Here is a 17,520-nt window from a genome sequence, read left to right on the forward strand (position 1 = left end):
CTTCTTTTCTGCGGGCTCTGGCAGAGCTGCCAAAGCACGCAGAGAAGGGCTAAGCCGGCCGGACGGGCCGGCGGCTTAGCCTTCGTTGGAGGCGGGCTGCCGCCCTGCCCTGCCCTGCTTCACGGCAGGGCAGGCGGGCAGCAGCTGTTCGCGCTCAGGCTTGCTTACTGGTTGTTGATCTGAACCTGGAAGGTCAGCGTCGCCGTGCCGCCGGGGTTCACGGTGGTGGCCGTGGTGCCGTTGCCGCAGGTGACCGAGGTGGTCGCCGAGGTCCAGCCCGTGGGGCTGGTGAACTGCGGTGCGATGCTGGTGGACGCACAGGTCGTGTCCGGCTGCACCGTCGTGAGCGTCGTGTACGCGGGCACGACGTCCGTCAGGTTCAGGTTGGTCAGCACCGAGGTGCCTTCATTGACCGCCTTGAGCTGATAGACGATGCACTCGCCGGGCTTGGCCGAGATCGCGTTGGCGGTCAGGCTGTTCAGGGCGGTGTTGATGCCGGCCTTGTCGCAGGTGGCGTTCGGGTTCTTGGCCTGGCTGGCGTACAGACGAACCTGGCCAGTCACTACCTTGGACGTGTCAGTTGCCGTCGGTGCGCCGCAGCCAGGGGTGGTGGTTGCGCTGAAGTCGACCTTCACGGTGGCGATGTCGGTCGCGCCGGCAACGGCACCACCGGGTGCAAACACCTTGACCAGCAGGTACTGCGGCGTGCCAGGTACCACGTCCGGCAGCGTCGTGGCGCTGGTGACCAGCGTGTCGGCGGCGTCCAGTTGGCCGTTGCCGTTCGTATCGATGTAGACCGCATAGGTCCAGCCGGCAGTCACGTCCGCCGGGTCCAGAGTGACGCTGACCTTGCCGCCAGCTTTGCAGGTCGCCGTACCAGTGGCCTGCACCAGGTGGGCATAGACCACCGAGCCGCCCGGAGCGACTTGGCCCTCGCCGTTGGGCGTGAGCGAGGCGCCGAAGGTGTCGGCAGCGGACGTCACGATCACCTGGTCGTAGATGATGTCCACGGGCGTGGAACCATCGGAGGCAGCCGAGTTCGCCTTGGCCTGGAAGTACACGGCCTGGGTGACCTTCACTTGCGTGACGGGCACGTAGACGCAGGCTGTGACCTCGGTGTTGCCGCCAACGGCGACCGAAGCGGTGCTGGTGATGGCAGTTGCATCCTTACATTGGTCGGCAGGAACAGCACCCGCGGCGAACTTCACCGTCCAGCCCGAGGGCAGGGTTCCGGGGAAGCCGGTGGTGCTGCTGGCCGACAGCGCATAGCTGTTGGCCGCGCTGTCGTTGTTGGTCAGCCACAGGTCGAACTTGGTCCAGGAGCCGGCCGGAACGCTCGCGTTGGAGACGGTCGGCAAAGCGCTCGGGCCCGTGGCCGACGACGCGAGCGTGCTGCTCCAGGTCGTCGCGCACGATGTGGACGAGGAGCGCTTGCCGTTGTTGATGGCTGTGGGCCAGGCGCCGGAGGGCGGGTTGATCCCGCTGCCGGGCTGACCGATGGCATTGGACACGTTGAATGCCGCCGTCGTGGTCAACGAGACGGTGTCCTGCACGCTGACGCTCTGGTTCGAGGTCGCGTACATGGAGGTGCTGGCCGTGATCGGCGTGACCGTGACGTCGCCGACGTCATAGGCACCGCTGCCGGTGGCGGTCGCCGGAATGGAGTAGGCCACGACGAAGCTGAGCTTGCCGTTGCTGCCTGCGACCGTCTGTGCCGTCGAAACGGTACAGCCCGTCGTGCCCGAGCACAGCGGCGTCGCGCTGTCGGGCAGGCCGTCGGAGTTGGTGTCGCTGTAGATCTCGACCTTGTTGAACTTGGTCGAGCCGGCCACCGAGATGTTGAAGCTGTCCGCGCCATTGCCGGTGTTGATCAGCACGTGCGGGGCGTAGATGACCGCACCGGCCGCGCCGCTCTTGGTGTTGACGATGTCCAGCGGTCCGCCCGTGGTCGCCTTGGCGTCCAGGGTGAAGGAGCCCACCTGCTGCACCGTCGTCACCACGACGTTGGAGGCGGCCACCTGGGCATTGCCGTTGGTGTCCAGGTACGAGGCCGAGGCCTGGTTCGATATGGACGAGTTGGCGGCGGGGGCGGCTGCGAGAGCGGACGAACTTCCCATCAGGAAGACGGCTGCCAGCGCCAGCGCGCTGCCCCACGCCGCCGGGCGCCCGAAGGCCCCCGGGGTTCGTGGATTGTTGTATTTCACGTGATTTCTCCTCTCTGAGCTGACTTGCAAGTCGGAATGACGAAGGGCTGCCCTGCCGAGCCCGGGGCCCGAACTCGTGCATGGCCGTGAGATCAGCAGGCGCCAGCAGCCAGGACGGCCACGGGCGTCTGCCGATCAGCACTGGGGGCGCGACAGGGGTGACGACGCCGGGTCCGCCCGGTCGGTCGCCCCGGACGCATCAAGGTTTGGCGGGGGTGGCCGCGGGGGACGTGGCGGCGGGTTTGGGGGCTGCGGTCGCCGAGGCGGTGGCCGCAGGCGGCTCGACCGCTTCGACCTTGGCGCGGGCAACGACCGTGACTTCGGCGCCCGGCGCGAGCTCGTCGATGGACCAGCGCACGCTGCGGTAGTCGCTGTAGGCCAGCGGCTCGCTACGGCCATTGGGCAGCTTGCGCATGAGCGGCTCGGCGGCGTAGGCGCCCGAGGCGGGTGCGAACTGCACGCCCTTGCGTGGCTGGGCCGAGGTGGGCAGGTATTCCAGCCCCTCGGGCAGCGGGATGGTGGCGGCCAGTTGCTTGACCGGCCGCGTACTCACGTTCTTGTAGACCGCGCGGTACTCCAGCACGTCGTTGGGCTTGACCGTTTCGGCCTCGACCAGCTTGTCGCGACCCTTCTCGTCCTTGACGACCTTTTGTTGCGTCAGCGCGACAGTGACAGCCTTTTGTTCCTGCGCCGCTGGGGCCGGCGCAGCCCCTTGGGCCGAGGGCGCCAACTGCGCCCAGCCGGTCCCGGCAAGCGCAAGCGTCAACACAAAGGCGGCAGTCAGACGGTGTTTCATGAGGTTTCTCCTCGCGGAAATGGAAGGGGGATCGGGGGGGGGGGAAATGGGAGACGCGAGCGTTCGCAGCGAAGGAACACGACAAACGTCGTTCAACGGGCGGCGGAGCCGTCGCCCGCCATAAGGCGCTCGCGATGGGGCTGTCGCAAGGGCGCTCGGCCCAGGATCGGGTTGCTCGGCTCGGGCTGAGGCAGCAACTCGTCCTTTGCACGCAGGCGGTAGCCCCAGCCGTACACGGACATCAGCGGGCCCGGTGAGGTGGAGCACGCGAGCTTCTTCATGAGCCGCATGAGGATCATTCGCTTGCTGGTGACGGCAAGCGGCTTCTGCCCATACACCGCGCGGGTCGTGCCCATGAGCTGGAAAAACGCGTCGAAGGAGATCGCGTGATCGTTGGCGTTCGCCAGAGCGAGCAGCAGTGCGCGCTCGCAGATGTTCAGGCGAAGGCGGTAGCCGTCCGGGGCGCGAAGCAGCCACCCATCGCCGAGCAGCACCCAACCGGTATCGCCCAGAGGGCCCTCGGTCGCGTGCTCGGGCAACGCCGACGGCGGCGGCAGGTCGCGCGAGGGGACGAGGATGTCGTCGTTGCGTTGGGGGGGATGTGCTGCGTCATTCGCCGAGGCGTCGGCGCGGCCGCCAACCAGGCCGTAGTCGCCGATCGCGTCACGGTAAGCGCAGATGGTGTTGAGCATCTCGCGCAGTTCCCGCTCCAGCCGATCAAGGCCGAAACGGTCGAACCGGCCGGGCTTCAGCCGTTGGGGCAGGTCGACCTCGGGCGTCATGCCAGCCCCCATGCGCCGGGCGCGGCGGACGCCCCGTATCGGCGTACGTATTCGTCGTGATGGACAAAAGGGTACCGTTACGCCCTAATACTTAAGAATCATCCCTCAGTGACGTCTCTTACTCTTTGTCTCTTTTCTTTTAGGGGCTGTAAATGAAGCAAACAAAAGGGTACCCTTTTGTCAATCCCTAGACTCCCAACTCGTTAACTACTTCTCAGGCAAGTGACGCGCCCATGCCCCAAAGGTGGGTGCGCACCCCTCACCCGGATCATGAAAGTTGGCTACGCACGCGTTTCAACCGATGAACAAAGTGTTGAGCTTCAGCTTCGGGCGCTGGAGCGCGCGGGCTGTGATGTTCTCTACACGGACCAAGGCGTGTCCGGCGCGGTGTTCGACCGCCCTGGGCTTGCGAGAGCGCTACGGCGCTTGAAACCCGGCGACACCCTGGTCGTCTGGAAGCTGGATCGACTGGGACGCTCGGTCAACGGGCTGGTCCAGGTGGTCGCCTCCCTCGGGCGACGAAAGATTCAATTCGCCTCTTTGTCCGAGAGCATTGACACCGGCACTGCGGGGGGCGTGCTCATCTTTCATCTGATGGGCGCACTGGCGGAGTTCGAGCGCTCGCTCATCAGCGAGCGCACCAAGGCCGGAATGGAAGCCGCGCGCGGGCTGGGACGGCACGTCGGGCGTCCCCGCGCCCTCACAGCCGAGCAGCTTGACGAGCTGACGCTCTACCTGGGACGGGAACCCTTGGGTGCCCTCGCAGAAAGGTTCGGCGTTCACATCCGCACGCTGCGGCGCTACATGCGCTCCCTGGAATCCTTCGACGACCTTGGGGCCGCCAAGAAGGGGGAACTGCCGCTGCTCACTCCGGCGCCCCCTCCCCCCGACTATCCGGACTGCTGAAGCGGTCCCCGGGGACCGGGGTAAAGGCCAAGCATCCACCACTTACCCACCGGCGCCGGTCATATGCGGCGAAGGGGTACGCCTTGACGGCAGAACAATGGTCTGCGGCATTGGAGCATCTCGAAGATGGCCGTCCACGCGCCCCGGAAGGTCCGTGGACGATACAGGCGTGATTCGCGTGCGAACCGGGCAAAACGCCGCAAATGACGGACGTTGGACCTCGCCGAGTCTGCGCGTACGGCCACAGCGCACGCCACGTCAGTGCGCTCGAAAGTCATCGGTAACTGCCGACGCTCTGCCGTTGCAAATGCGCCGACCCATTAGACGGCGCATTCTTTGAGCACCGGCAATTTCAGTCGAGCGTAATACGGGGCCGGTAGCCGACGGCCCGCGTTCTGTACTTGATCTAAATCAAATAAGTTAATGATTGCGCTGGACTGCTTGGTGACAAGACGTCTTTGGCCCGAGGGATGACAGCGCTTCAAATAGCTCGTCAAGGATGCGCATTGCGCGCAAGGCGAACCCGCCGGCATAGCTCACTGATCTGGAAGCTGGAACCGCCCCATGCCACGGCATAAACGGCGTGTGGTGCGCGAGATGAGGAGGGGAGCGGCTTGCAATCCAACGCAACGCCTCCGTGCGCAGGGAATGCTGACCGAAAACAGAAACGGGCACCTAAGTGCCCGTGTTCTATACGTATTCGATGGGGTGGCTGATGGGACTCGAACCCACGACGACCAGAATCACAATCTGGGACTCTACCAACTGAGCTACAGCCACCGAGAGAACTTCGGAGTATAGCGGAAAAATCCCGACTCTCACGAAAATCAGTTCACGACCACTGAAGGAGCGCCGGAGGGATGCGGCACCTTGATCGTGGCCTTGAAGCGGTCCTTGAGCATCGCATAGTAGGCCTCGGCCTCCGCGCCCGCCATGGCTTGCGAAAGCTGCGTCCGCTCTTGCTGACGCTGGTCCGCGGGCACCTCGGCCGGCGGCAGCGTCTTGTTGACGCGCACCACGGCATACCCTTCGGCACCGAGATCCACGCCGACCCACGCGGGCAGCTTGGCGGGATCGGCACGCAGGGCCGCCTCGACCACAGCCGACGGCTGCGAGCTGGCGTTGTCGTTGCGTGACACGGCGATGGGCTGGCCCAGACCGGCAGGCACGGCACCGGCCGCAGCTCCCTCCCAGGCCTTGAGCTTGGCCTCACCCTCGGTCTTGGCGGCCGCTGCCGCGCGCTCGGCGACCAGTTCCTGGCGTACACGCGCCTTCACTTCGTCGAAGGTCTGCGTGCGCGCCGGAACGTGGCGCGTCACGCGACCGACTGCGAGCTGGTTGCCGCCCAGGTCGATGGCCTCGGTGTTGTGCTTGCGCTCCAGGGTGTCCGCCGCGAACAGTGCATTGATGAAGTTGCGGTTGCCCAGGGGACCCTGCGCGCCAGGCACGGGCGTGCGACCCACACCCTGTGCCTTCTGGATCTGCAGCTTGAGCGCATCCGCCGCGGGCTGCAGGCTGTCGGCCTGCTGGTAGACCAAGTCGGACAGGACCTCGGCCTGCTTGGCAAAGGCCTGCGAGGCCTGCTGGCCGCGAATCTCGTCCTCGATACGGGCACGCACCTGCTCGAAGGGCGGCACCACGGCCGGCTTGATGTCGTCCAGGCGAATGATGTGGTAGCCGTATTCGGTTTCGACCACATTGCTGATCTCGCCCTTCTTGAGCGCGAACATCGCATCCTCGAAAGGCTTGACCATCGCACCGCGGGTCACGAAGTCGAGTGCACCGCCTTGCGCGGCAGACACCGGATCCTGCGAGTTCTTCTTGGCCAGGTCACCGAAGCTAGCCGGCGTCTTGCGGACCTCGGCCAGCAGTTCCTCCGCGCGGGCCTTGGCCTTGGCGCGTTCGGCGGCCGGTGCATCCTTGCCCGCGGCGATCAGGATGTGCGAGGCCTTGCGTTCTTCCTTGGTGCCGAAGCGATCCTTGTTCTGGTCGTAGTAGGCCTTGAGGTCGGCCTCGGGCACAGCGATGGTCTTCTTGACGGCATCCATGTTCAGCACGATGTACTCGACATCCGCCTGCTCGGGCAGTTGGTAGCGACTCGTGTGGCTCTTGTAATAGGACTCCAGGTCGGCATCGGACACGGACACCTTGCCGGCGAAGTCGGCGGGCCCGAAACGTGCCACCTGCACCTCGCGGCGCTCGCGCAGCGCATTGCTCAGCACGTCGAGCAGCGCAGGGTTCGGCGCGGCCGAGCCGGTCACGCCGCCGAGCAGTTGCTGCGTGGAGAGATCCGCGCGCACCGCAGCCTCGAATTGTTCGGGCGTGCGACCCGTGGCCATGATGAAACGCTGGCGGTCGAAGTTGCCCTTGTCGTCGCGGAAGCTGGCAAGCCCAGGATCCTCGGTGAAGACACGGGTGAGGCGGCCGTCGGACACGGTCATGTGGGTCTTGAGGGCCGCCGCCGTGAGCACACGATTGCGGACCATGCGTTCCAGCGTGGCATAGCGCGCAGCGTCGGAATCGAAGACCGAAGCGTCGAGGCTGGGCATCTGCTGGCGCAACCGGTCGGTCTCGTTGCGATGCTGCTGCTCCCATTCGGTACGAGTGATCGACTGCCCATCGACGGAGGCGACCACGTCGCCACGGTCGCCGTTGTTGGTGTAGTTCTGCACGCCGAACAACACGAACGAGGGAATGATCAGCAAGAACAGGACGATCATCACGATCTTGTTGTACTTGCGGAAGAAATCAAACATGCCTGCACACCTCTAGGATCGGACGCCACAGCGCCCGCGGAGACGACGAGAAACAAAGGCGAACATGACGTCCGCCACCGGTCACGGAGGGGGTGAATGCTCGGGGACGATCCCTGACCTTGGCTGGCAAGAGATGTTGTTGTACGACTGCTTGCAGCACCTGCCCTGACGCCGGCTGGTCGAACCGGCGGGCGGATTCTAGCTGCGGCGCCTGCGCGCATTGCCGCCGACAAACGCCAATGCGACGAGGCCGCACGAAGACGAGGTGCCACGCAAACCCAAGCGGGAGTGCGGTTTCGCGTTAACAATGCAAAAGGCCCGGATCGCTCCGGGCCTTCGCATCAATCGGGGTGGTGGGTGCTGAGGGGCTCGAACCCCCGACCTACGCCTTGTAAGGGCGCCGCTCTACCAACTGAGCTAAGCACCCCCGATGGTTCGATTCAGTTCAGTGCGTCCTTGAGCGCCTTGCCGGGACGGAACTTGGGAACCTTCGCGGCCTTGATCTTAATCGCAGTTCCGGTCCGCGGATTGCGCCCCGTGCGCGCCGCCCGCTTGCCCACCGCGAACGTGCCGAAGCCGACCAGCGACACCGAGCCGCCCTTCTTCAGCGTGGTGCGGATCGCACCCAGCGTCGACTCCAGCGCCCGCGTGGCCGCAGCCTTGGAGATGTCGGCGTTCTTGGCGATGTGTTCGATCAGTTCGGTCTTGTTCACAAGGGCCTCTTGGCGGAAGGTTGATCAGCAATCGGAAGCGCGAGCAGACCCTCCGGGGGCATGCGCCGTGGTCGTCGAACAGGGAGGGAGGCGGTTCCGAGGACATCGGCCCTGGCGGCCGAGCGGCCGATTACAACCATGCGGTCAAGGAGTGTCAATAAGCCGTGGCCGCGCTGCCATCATCTGCAAACAGATTGCACAACAACTTCACAAAGTAGTTCAGCCACGGGCCTCGGTGCGCGCGCGGATCTCGGGGATCGCCTTGCGCAGGTAGTACACCATCGACCACACGGTGAGCACCGCGGCGGCCCAGATCAGCCAACGTCCCCACAGGCCCGTGTCGATGGTTCCGAACAGCATGCCCTGGTAGAGCAGGAAGGGAATGGCGACCATCTGCACGGTGGTCTTGACCTTGCCGATCATGTGCACGGCCACGCTCTTGCCAGCGCCCAGTTGGGCCATCCATTCACGCAATGCAGAGATGGCGATCTCGCGCCCGATGATGATCAGGGCCACGAACACATCGGCCCGGTTGAGGTGCACCAGCACCAGCAGCGAAGCGCACACCAGGAACTTGTCGGCGACCGGATCGAGAAAGGCGCCGAAGGCCGAGGTCTGGTTGAGGCGCCGTGCGAGGAAGCCGTCGAGCCAGTCGGTGGCTGCGAAGACGATGAACATCACCGTGGCGATGAGGTTGCGCATGCCTTCGGGCAATGGCAGGTAGAAGACGCCCACGATCAGGGGAATCGCGACGATGCGCGTCCAGGTCATGATGGTGGGCAGGGTCCAGAACATCGGGAGATTGTGGCATGAGGTCACCACCCGCTTGACGCTGCCGATGCAGTCATAAGGCCGCGTGCGCGCGGGGATCAGTGAAGCGCGCGATAGATCTCCTCAGCCAGGTCACGCGCAATGCCGTCGACGGAGGCAAGGTCCTCCACGCTGGCCGCCGCCACGCCGCGGATGCCGCCGAAGCGCTGCAGCAACCGGGCCCGCCGCTTCGGGCCCACGCCCGGGATGTCCTCCAACTGGCTGCCACCCACACGCACCTTGGCGCGCTTGGCGCGCATGCCGGTGATGGCGAAGCGGTGCGCCTCGTCGCGGATCTGGGCGATGAGCATCAGGGCCGCCGAATCCCGTCCCAGGTACACCTTCTCGCGCCCATCGGCAAAGACCAGTTCCTCGAGGCCCACCTTGCGGCCTTCGCCCTTCTCCACGCCGACGATCAGAGACAGCGGCAGGCCCAGCTCGACGAAGACCTCGCGGGCCATCGACACCTGGCCCTTGCCGCCATCGACCAGGACCAGGTCGGGCATGCGCGCACCCGCCGTGCCGGGCGGTGCATCCGCGCCGCCGCCATCGCCCGGCGCAGGCGCCTGGGCCTCGGCAGCCATGGCCTCGGCGATCTTGCCGTAGCGCCGCATCAGCACCTGGCGCATGGCGGCATAGTCGTCGCCGGGGGTGATGCCCTCGATGTTGTAGCGGCGGTACTCGCGGTTCTGCATCGCATGGGCTTCGAAGACCACGCACGAGGCCTGCGTCGCCTCGCCCGCCGTGTGCGAGATGTCGAAGCACTCGATGCGGAACTGGGTCAGGTCGTCCGGCGCCAGCTCCAGCGCATCGACCAATGCGCGCGTGCGGGCCTGCTGCGAGCCCTCTTCGGCGAGCAGGCGGGCGAGCTGGATGTCGGCATTCTTCTGCGCCATCTCCAGCCACAGGCGCCGCTGCGACCGGGGCTGGAAGACGGCCGTGACACGCTGACTGGACTGCTGCGCGATGGCCTCGATCAGCTCGCGCCCGACCACCTCGCCCAGCACCAGCGTGGCGGGCGCCGGCGCCTCGATGTAGTGCTGGGCGATGAAGGCTTCGAGCACCTGACGCTCGACCGAAGGCACCTGCGCATCTTCGTCCACGCCTTCGGCCGGTCCGCCGTCGTCGTCGGCGGCGACGTCCTGTTGCAGCAGCGAGGCATCTTCCACATGCGCGGGGAAATAGGCCCGGTCGCCCAGATGCCGGCCGCCGCGCACCATGGCCAGGTTGACGCAAGCCTTGCCGCCCTGCACCTTCACGGCCAGGATGTCGACGTCCTTGTCGTCCACGATCTCCACCGACTGCTGGTGCAGCACGCGCGACAGGGCCGACATGCGGTTGCGAAGCTCCGCTGCCTGTTCGAACTCCAGCCGCTCGGCGTGCTGCATCATGCGGCCCTCCAGTTCAGCCAGCACCTGCTGCGTCTCGCCGCGCAGGAAGGCTTCAGCGTTGGCCACGTCATGCGCGTAGTCGGCCGGCGCCACATGCCCAACGCACGGACCGCTGCAGCGCTTGATCTGATAGAGCAGACAGGGCCGGGTACGGTTGCCGTAGACCGTGTCCTCGCAGGTGCGCAGCTTGAACACCTTCTGCAGCAGCTGGATCGACTCCTTCACCGCCCAGGCGCTGGGGTACGGGCCGTAGTAGCGGTGTCGCCGGTCGGTCGCGCCACGGTAATAGGCCAGGCGCGGGATGCTGGCCGGTGTCAGCCCGTCGCTGCCATCGCGATCGCGCACGCCGGTGATCTTGAGGTAGGGGTAGCTCTTGTCGTCGCGGAACAGGATGTTGTAGCGCGGCTTGAGCGTCTTGATCAGGTTGTTCTCGAGCAGCAGCGCCTCGGCCTCGGAGCGCACCACCGTCGTCTCCATGCGAGAGATCTTTCCGACCATGTGGCCGATGCGCGTGCCACCATGGTTCTTCTGGAAGTAGCTGGAGACGCGGCGCTTGAGATTGCGCGCCTTGCCCACGTACAGCACGGCGCCGGCGGCGTCGAAGTAGCGATAGACCCCCGGCAGTGAAGGAAGCGCGGCCACCTCGGCCAATAGTTGTTCGGAATGCACCTCGGACATGGGCACCATTGTGGCCCGGCACCTCACCCTGCGGGCGCGTGCCATCGCGCCCCCGGACCGGGCATGATCCTTCTGACCCACCAACGAGACAGGTCAGCCTGCATGAAAGTCGATCCAACCCACCGTCGAGCATTTGCCGCGTCGGTCGCCGCAACGCTTGCCCTCTGTGCCGCCGCCTGCGGAGAGACGACCTTGCAACGAAAAGGGGGCCTTTCTGCGCCCCAGGCGCACGACTCCAGCTGCCAGACCGCAGCCAGCGGTTCGCCGGTGGTGGTCGGCTCGGGCCTGCAGGGCGACCCGGCCGCGCCGGAGCCGGCGTCCGGCTATGTGCCGGGCAAGAAGGTCATCTATGCCAAGACCTACATGGTGGTCGCCAACCACCCGCTGGCCACCAAGGCCGGCTGCGACATCCTCAAGGCAGGCGGCAGCGCGGTCGACGCGGCCGTGGCCGTGCAGGCCGTGCTCGGCCTGGTGGAGCCGCAGTCGAGCAGCCTCGCCGGCGGGGCCTTCCTGCTGCACTTCGACGCCAAGACCAAGAAGGTCGAAGCCTATGACGGCCGCGAGACGGCCCCGGCCGCAGCCACGGCCGACTACCTGCGCTACATCAGCGACGCCGACAAGACCACGCCCAAGCCCAGTGCCCGCGCCAGCGGCCGTTCCATCGGCACCCCCGGCGTGATGCGGATGCTCGAACTCGCGCATGGCGACCACGGCAAGCTCGCGTGGAAGGACCTGTTCGGCGAAGGCACCAACCTCGCCACCAACGGCTTCAAGATCGGTGGACGCATGGCCGCAGCCATCGCGGGTTCGGCCTCCAACCTCAAGCGCGACGACGAGGCAGCCGCCTACTTTCTCGACGCCTCCGGCAATCCGAAGCCCCTGGGCGCCACGCTGACCAATCCGGCCTATGCCGGCGTGCTCAAGGCCATGGCCTCGCAGGGTGCCGATGCCATGTACACCGGCCCGATCGCCCAGGACATCGTCGCCAAGATCGGCATCACCGCCGGCATCGATGGCTCCGTGATCACCCCGGGTCTGACCACGCTGGACGACCTGAAGAACTACCGCCCCAAGCGCCGCGACCCGGTGTGCGTGACCTACCGCACCTACTACATCTGCAGCATGTCGCCGCCCTCCTCCGGTGGCATCGGCGTGCTGTCCACGCTGGGCATCCTCGAGAACTTCAACATGGCGCTGCATGCGCCCACCGCCGTCGACATTGAAGGCGGCAAGCCGACCGTGATGGGCGTGCACCTGGTCTCCGAAGCCGAACGCCTGGCCTATGCCGACCGCGACAAGTACGTGGCCGACACCGACTTCGTGCCCCTGCCCGGCAACAGCCCGGACACGCTGCTCAACAAGACCTACATGCGCACCCGCGCCAACCTGATCGACTTCACCAAGAGCATGGGCACGGCGCAGGCCGGCGACCTGGGCCCCGTGCCACTGGGTATCGACAAGACGCCCGAGAACGGCACCACGCACCTGACCATCGTCGACAAGGAAGGCAACGTGGTCACGATGACGACCACGGTGGAGTCGTCCATGGGCTCGTACCACATGGCGCGCGGCATCCTGCTGAACAACCAGTTGACCGACTTCTCGGCCTCGCCCACCGACAGCAACGGCCTGCCCGTGGCCAACCGCGTCGCACCGGGCAAGCGCCCGCGCAGCACGATGGCCCCGACCATGGTGTTCAACGGCAGTGCGCCCGGCGACTTCGTGATGGCCACCGGCTCGCCCGGCGGCGGCACGATCATCCAGTACGTGGTCAAGACGCTGGTCGGCGCCCTGGACTGGAAGCTGGACGCGCAGCAGGCCACGTCGATGGTGGACTTCGGCGCATCCAATTCCGCCACCACCAACGTGGGCGGCGAGCATCCCAACATCGACGCCACCAGCAACGGTGCCAACGATCCGCTGGTGACCGGCCTGCGCACCCTGGGTCACACGGTCTCGGTCAGCGCCCAGTCCAGCGGCATCAGCACGGTGGTCCGCACGCAGGTGAACGGCAAGACGGTGCTCAGCGGCGGCGCAGACCCCCGCCGCGAAGGCATCGTGCTCGGCGACACCTTCACGCCATGATGCGCGGGATGCGCACGAGGCGCCGGCGCTAGCCGGGCCTCTCCCCAGAACAAAGGGCGGTGCCGATGGCACCGCCCTTTTTTCCTTCAGCGGCGATTGCGCGCTTCCCTCGGCTTCAGTCCACCTCGATACGCGCCGTCTTCGCCAGTTGCGACCAGCGCGCGAGGTCGGCCGTCACCCGCGCGGCCAGTTGCGCCGGATCCTGGAAGTCCGCCGTCGCGCCCTGGTCCTGCGCCAGCTTTCTGAAGGCGGGCGTGTTCACCACCCGCCCGATCTCGCCCGCGAGCTTCTGCACCACCGCATCCGGCGTGGCCGCGGGTGCGAAGACCGCAAACCATGAGCTGGCATCCAGCTTCGGAAAGCCCGCTTCCGCGGTGCTGGGCACGTCCGGCAGGCTGGGCAGGCGGCTGGCGCCGGTCACGGCGAGCACACGCAGCTTGCCGGCCTGGATGTGCGGCATGAAGGGCGGCGCGGTGCCGAAAGTCAGGTCCACCTGCCCGCCAAGCAGGTCCTGCAGGGCCGGGCCGGTGCCCTTGTAGGGCACGTGCACCATCTGCACGCCGGCCTGCTGCTCCAGCATGGCGCCGGTCACGTGCTGCAACGAGCCGTTGCCCGACGAGGCGTAGTTCAGCTTGCCCGGATGCGCTTTGGCGTAGGCCACCAAGTCGGCCATCGTCTTCACGGGCAGGTCGGCCCGCACCACGATGATCTGCGGCGCGGAGAGCACGTTGGCCACCGGCCGCAGGTCCTTCTGCGCCCAGGGAAGGGGCGTCTTGCTCACCGCCGGCGTGATGACGTGGTAGCCGGAGTACTGCATCAGCAGCGTGTAGCCGTCCGGCTCCGCACGCTTGACGAAGGCGGCGGCAATGGCGCCGTTGCCGCCGCCCTTGTTCTCCACCACCAGCGACTGGCCCAGCGCCACGCCCAGCGGCTGCGCCAGCATGCGTGCCGACAGGTCGGTGGTGCCACCAGTGGCGGTGGGCACCACGAGCGAGATCGGCCGCGACGGATAGGCGCCCTGCGCCAGACTGGCGAGCGGCAAGGGCAGCAGGCAGGCGGCTGCAGCGGCAGCCAGGAAGCGCTGGCGGGTAAGGTGCATGCGTGTCTCCATGTTCTTGATTGGCTACTGGGCGGCCGGAACGCCCGGCCGCGGCGTCAATCCACCGTCGCGCCCGTGTCCTTCACGATCTGCGCCCACTTGCGCAGGTCCGACTGCACCAGCGCGGCCAGTTGGGCCGAGCTGCCCTTGAAAGGCTCGCAGCCCACGCTGGCCAGTTTCTCCAGCACGTCCGGGCTTTCCAGTGCCTTGTTCACCTCGGCCTGCAGCCGGGTGACGATGGGCACGGGCGTGCCGGCCGGCGCGAAAAGCGCGTACCACGGTGCCTGGCCGAAGCCCGGCAGCGTCTCGCCGATGGTGGGCGAATCGGGCAGCGCCTTGATGCGCTGCGGGTTGACCACGCCCAGCACCTTGAGCTTGCCCGACTTGATGAAGGCGATGACCGAGGGCAGGCTCTGCACCGACAGCGGAACCTGCCCGCCGACCACGTCGGTCGCGGCCGCCGCCGAGCCCTTGTAGGGCACATGCTGCAGCTTGATGCCTGCGGCCTTCTGCACCATCTCGCCGATCAGGTGGTTGAGCGTGCCGTTGCCGGCCGACGCGTACGAATACGCGCCCGGCTGCGCCTTGGCCAGCCGGATCAGGTCGGCCATGTTCTGGCCCGGAAAGGATGGGTTGGCCACCAGCACATAGCCGGCGGTGGCAATGGGCGCGATGGGCTCGAAGTCCTTGACCGGATCGAAACCCGGGTTGCGGTAGAGCGCCGGGCTCGTCACCTGCGCGCTGTCGGCCGTGAGCAGCAGCGTGTAGCCGTCGCGCTTGGCACGGGCCGTCGCTGCCGTGGCCACGGTGCCACCTGCGCCGGGCCTGTTGTCCACCAGCACAGTCTGGCCCAGCTGCTGGGACAGGCGCTGCGCCACCACCCGGGCAATGACGTCGTTGGCGCCACCCGCGGCCTGGGGCACGACCACCGTGATGGGCTTGCTGGGGTAGGCGTCCTCGGCCCAGGCGGCCGGGACGGCAGCGCCGCAGAGCAGCGCGGTGCCGATGCCGGCCGCGATGCGGCGGCGGGCGATGGCGGGGAAGGTGGTCGTCGTCATGGTCTTGTCTCCGTTGTCGTCAGGGTCGGGCAGGTCGTCAGGTGCGGGCAAGGGCGCGCTCGCGCACGGCCGCGAAATCGGCCGGCGGCGGATGCAACTGCAGCCGGGGGCCGGCCTTGAGCAGCTGGCTGGGCACCTCGTGGCCGACCAGGGCGGGCAGGCGGGCTGCAGCGTGCATCACCATCGCAAGATCCACGGGCACATGGAAGTCCATGCACTGCAGCGCGTGCACGATCTCCTCGGTGCAGACATTGCCGGTGGCACCCGGCGCATAGGGGCAACCGCCGAGACCGCCGATGGAGGCATCGAAGCGGTCTGCGCCGGCGTCGATGGCGGCCAGCACATTGGCCAGGCCCATGCCGCGTGTGTTGTGGAAGTGCAGCGTGAAGGTCTGGCGGGGCCAGCGGAGCCGCGCCATCGCCACCACGCGCACCACCTGCGCCGGATGGGCCATCCCCGTGGTGTCGCACAGCGTGAGGCCGTGCACGCCCAACTGGTCGAAACGCTCGATGAGGTCGAACACCTCGTCGACCGCCACCTCGCCCTCCATGGGGCAGCCGAACACGCAGGACAGCGACACGTTCGCCGCCACCCGCGCCGAATGGCCCAGCGCCACCACCTCGGCCAGCGCGCGGAAGGACTGCGCCCGCGTCATGCGCAGGTTGGCCAGGTTGTGGGTTTCGCTGGCGGACATCACCAGGTTGAGTTCGTCCACTTTCGACTCGATGGCGCGCTCGGCGCCGCGCACATTGGGCACCAGCGCGGCATAGACGACGCCGGGGTGGCGCTCGATCTCGCGCAGCACCACCTCGGCGTCGCGCAACGCCGGCACCGCCGCCGGCGAGACGAAGGCGCTGACCTCGATCTTGTCCAGCCCCGCGGCCGACAGCTGGTTCACCAGCGCGACCTTGTCCGCGGTGGGCACGAAAGCGGCTTCCATCTGCAGGCCGTCGCGGGGGCCGACTTCCTGCATGTGGATGCGGCGGCCGGCGCCCTGCCAGGCACTGCGCACGGCCGTCATTGGATGATTCCCTTCTCGCGCAGTTGTGCGATCTGGCTGGCGCTCAGGCCCACCTCGGCCAGCACGGCGTCGGTGTCATCACCCAGGCGCGGCGCGCTGCTGCGCACGCGGCCCGGCGTGGCCGAAAGCTTGGGCACGATGCCCGGCACCGTGAGCGTGTCGCCATCGCGCGTCTGCTGGGTCAGCAGCATGTCGCGGGCGCGGTAGTGCGGATCTTCGGCAATGTCGCGGGCGGTGTAGACCTTGCCGGCCGGCACGCGGGCGGCGGCCAGGCTTTGCTGCACCTCGTGCACCGTGCGGCCCGTGGTCCAGTGCGCGATGGCCGCGTCGATCTCCTGCACGCGGGCCACGCGGCCGGCGTTGTTGGCGAGGTCGGGCGCGGCGGCCAAGTCCGGGCGGCCGATGGCCTGCATCAGCCGCTTGAAGATGCTGTCGCCATTGCCGGCCACCAGCACCCAGCCGTCGGTGCACGGATAGGCATTGCTGGGCGCGATGCCCGGCAGTGCGCTGCCGGCGGCCTCGCGCACCACGCCGAAGGCGCTGTATTCGGGGATCAGGCTTTCCATCACGTTGTAGACCGCCTCGTGCAGCGCGACGTCGATCACCTGCCCGCGTCCGCCATGGGCCTGCCGGTGGTAGAGCGCCGCCAGCACGCCGATGGCGCCATGCAGCGCCGCCAGCGTGTCGCCCAGCGAGACGCCGACTCGCACGGGCACTCGGCCCGGCTCGCCCGTCAGGTGGCGCAGGCCGCCCATGGCCTCGCCGATCACGCCGAAGCCCGGCTGGTCGCGGTAAGGCCCGGTCTGCCCGAAGCCGGAGATGCGCAGCACGATCAGTCCCGGGTTGGCGGCCTGCAGCGACTCGGGGTCGAGGCCCCATTCCTCCAGCATGCCGGGGCGGAAGTTCTCGATCAGCACGTCGGCCTCGGCAATCAGGCGCCGCGCCACCTCCTGGCCCTCGGGCGCGCGCAGGTCGAGCGCCACCGAACGCTTGTTGCGCGACTGCACCTGCCACCACACCGAGGTGCCCTTCTGCAGCAGCCGCCAGTTGCGTAGCGGGTCACCGGTGACCGGCGGTTCGATCTTGATGACCTCTGCGCCGAATTCGCCCAACGTCTTGCCGCAGAAGGGCCCGGCGATGAGCTGGCCCATCTCGACGATGCGGACGCCCTGCAGCGCGTCGCCGCCGATGAGGGAGAGGGATGGAGGGCCGCTGTCCACG

At 67.2% G+C, this 17,520-nt stretch carries 13 protein-coding genes and 2 tRNA genes; 2 read left to right on the plus strand and 13 right to left on the minus strand.

Annotated features, from left to right (window positions below; translation table 11 throughout):
- Positions 1–164 precede the first annotated feature (164 nt).
- The 3 genes from KBC94_RS09335 to KBC94_RS09345 all read right to left on the minus strand — a co-directional run bounded on the left by KBC94_RS09335 (position 165) and on the right by KBC94_RS09345 (position 3,782).
- Positions 165–2,204 carry a hypothetical protein gene (locus KBC94_RS09335; RefSeq protein WP_294369065.1) on the minus strand — a complete coding sequence of 680 codons (2,040 nt, stop codon included), beginning with the start codon at positions 2,202–2,204 and terminating at the stop codon, positions 165–167.
- A 199-nt stretch (positions 2,205–2,403) separates the two neighbouring features.
- Positions 2,404–3,000 (minus strand): hypothetical protein, encoded by a 597-nt coding sequence (locus KBC94_RS09340; protein ID WP_294369068.1) that lies wholly within the window; start codon positions 2,998–3,000, stop codon positions 2,404–2,406.
- Between the two features lie 92 nt (positions 3,001–3,092).
- Positions 3,093–3,782, minus strand: a complete 690-nt coding sequence (locus tag KBC94_RS09345) for a hypothetical protein (RefSeq protein WP_294369071.1) — start codon at positions 3,780–3,782, stop codon at positions 3,093–3,095.
- Positions 3,783–4,052: 270 nt separating this feature from the next.
- Here KBC94_RS09345 and KBC94_RS09350 point away from each other — a divergent pair, with 270 nt between their 5' ends.
- Positions 4,053–4,688, plus strand: coding sequence for a recombinase family protein (locus tag KBC94_RS09350; protein ID WP_294369073.1), 636 nt, complete (start codon positions 4,053–4,055; stop codon positions 4,686–4,688).
- A 704-nt stretch (positions 4,689–5,392) separates the two neighbouring features.
- Here the strand turns inward: KBC94_RS09350 and KBC94_RS09355 are convergent.
- The 6 genes from KBC94_RS09355 to uvrC form a co-directional block, all read right to left on the minus strand.
- A tRNA-His gene (locus tag KBC94_RS09355) sits at positions 5,393–5,468 on the minus strand.
- A gap of 47 nt (positions 5,469–5,515) precedes the next feature.
- Positions 5,516–7,444, minus strand: a complete 1,929-nt coding sequence (locus tag KBC94_RS09360; protein WP_294369077.1) for a SurA N-terminal domain-containing protein — start codon at positions 7,442–7,444, stop codon at positions 5,516–5,518.
- 351 nt (positions 7,445–7,795) lie between these two features.
- Positions 7,796–7,871, minus strand: a tRNA-Val gene (locus KBC94_RS09365).
- A gap of 13 nt (positions 7,872–7,884) precedes the next feature.
- The gene (locus tag KBC94_RS09370) at positions 7,885–8,157 is read right to left on the minus strand and encodes an HU family DNA-binding protein (RefSeq protein WP_017757574.1); all 273 of its coding nucleotides are present in this window, start codon (positions 8,155–8,157) and stop codon (positions 7,885–7,887) included.
- Positions 8,158–8,376: 219 nt separating this feature from the next.
- Positions 8,377–8,952, minus strand: a complete 576-nt coding sequence (gene pgsA, locus KBC94_RS09375; RefSeq protein WP_017757575.1) for a CDP-diacylglycerol--glycerol-3-phosphate 3-phosphatidyltransferase — start codon at positions 8,950–8,952, stop codon at positions 8,377–8,379.
- A gap of 74 nt (positions 8,953–9,026) precedes the next feature.
- Positions 9,027–11,036 (minus strand): excinuclease ABC subunit UvrC, encoded by a 2,010-nt coding sequence (gene uvrC / locus KBC94_RS09380; RefSeq protein ID WP_294369084.1) that lies wholly within the window; start codon positions 11,034–11,036, stop codon positions 9,027–9,029.
- A gap of 102 nt (positions 11,037–11,138) precedes the next feature.
- Here uvrC and KBC94_RS09385 point away from each other — a divergent pair, with 102 nt between their 5' ends.
- On the plus strand, positions 11,139–13,121 hold the full coding sequence (locus tag KBC94_RS09385) for a gamma-glutamyltransferase family protein (RefSeq protein ID WP_294369087.1): 1,983 nt from the start codon (positions 11,139–11,141) through the stop codon (positions 13,119–13,121).
- A 115-nt stretch (positions 13,122–13,236) separates the two neighbouring features.
- Here the strand turns inward: KBC94_RS09385 and KBC94_RS09390 are convergent, their stop codons facing one another.
- From KBC94_RS09390 to KBC94_RS09405, 4 genes are read right to left on the minus strand one after another with little or no spacing between them, the layout of a single operon-like run.
- The gene (locus tag KBC94_RS09390) at positions 13,237–14,220 is read right to left on the minus strand and encodes a tripartite tricarboxylate transporter substrate binding protein (RefSeq protein WP_294369089.1); all 984 of its coding nucleotides are present in this window, start codon (positions 14,218–14,220) and stop codon (positions 13,237–13,239) included.
- Between the two features lie 56 nt (positions 14,221–14,276).
- On the minus strand, positions 14,277–15,278 hold the full coding sequence (locus KBC94_RS09395) for a tripartite tricarboxylate transporter substrate binding protein (protein ID WP_294369091.1): 1,002 nt from the start codon (positions 15,276–15,278) through the stop codon (positions 14,277–14,279).
- A 37-nt stretch (positions 15,279–15,315) separates the two neighbouring features.
- Positions 15,316–16,299 carry a hydroxymethylglutaryl-CoA lyase gene (locus tag KBC94_RS09400; RefSeq protein WP_294369094.1) on the minus strand — a complete coding sequence of 328 codons (984 nt, stop codon included), beginning with the start codon at positions 16,297–16,299 and terminating at the stop codon, positions 15,316–15,318.
- Positions 16,296–17,519, minus strand: a complete 1,224-nt coding sequence (locus KBC94_RS09405; protein WP_294369098.1) for a CaiB/BaiF CoA-transferase family protein — start codon at positions 17,517–17,519, stop codon at positions 16,296–16,298. The genes KBC94_RS09400 and KBC94_RS09405 overlap by 4 nt, the downstream gene beginning before the upstream one ends.
- Position 17,520 lies beyond the last annotated feature (1 nt).

It is taken from the genome of Pseudacidovorax sp. (genome assembly GCF_017991995.1).
In the GTDB taxonomy this organism is placed as follows: Bacteria; Pseudomonadota; Gammaproteobacteria; order Burkholderiales; family Burkholderiaceae_C; genus Xenophilus.

Coding starts and splice junctions, on each gene's coding strand:
- KBC94_RS09350 (WP_294369073.1), top strand. CDS start 4,053: ATGAAAGTTGGCTACGCACGCGTTTCAACCGATGAACAAAGTGTTGAG.
- KBC94_RS09340 (WP_294369068.1), bottom strand. CDS start 3,000: ATGAAACACCGTCTGACTGCCGCCTTTGTGTTGACGCTTGCGCTTGCC.
- KBC94_RS09345 (WP_294369071.1), bottom strand. CDS start 3,782: ATGACGCCCGAGGTCGACCTGCCCCAACGGCTGAAGCCCGGCCGGTTC.
- KBC94_RS09360 (WP_294369077.1), bottom strand. CDS start 7,444: ATGTTTGATTTCTTCCGCAAGTACAACAAGATCGTGATGATCGTCCTG.
- pgsA (WP_017757575.1), bottom strand. CDS start 8,952: ATGTTCTGGACCCTGCCCACCATCATGACCTGGACGCGCATCGTCGCG.
- KBC94_RS09400 (WP_294369094.1), bottom strand. CDS start 16,299: ATGACGGCCGTGCGCAGTGCCTGGCAGGGCGCCGGCCGCCGCATCCAC.
- KBC94_RS09395 (WP_294369091.1), bottom strand. CDS start 15,278: ATGACGACGACCACCTTCCCCGCCATCGCCCGCCGCCGCATCGCGGCC.
- KBC94_RS09385 (WP_294369087.1), top strand. CDS start 11,139: ATGAAAGTCGATCCAACCCACCGTCGAGCATTTGCCGCGTCGGTCGCC.
- KBC94_RS09390 (WP_294369089.1), bottom strand. CDS start 14,220: ATGCACCTTACCCGCCAGCGCTTCCTGGCTGCCGCTGCAGCCGCCTGC.
- uvrC (WP_294369084.1), bottom strand. CDS start 11,036: ATGTCCGAGGTGCATTCCGAACAACTATTGGCCGAGGTGGCCGCGCTT.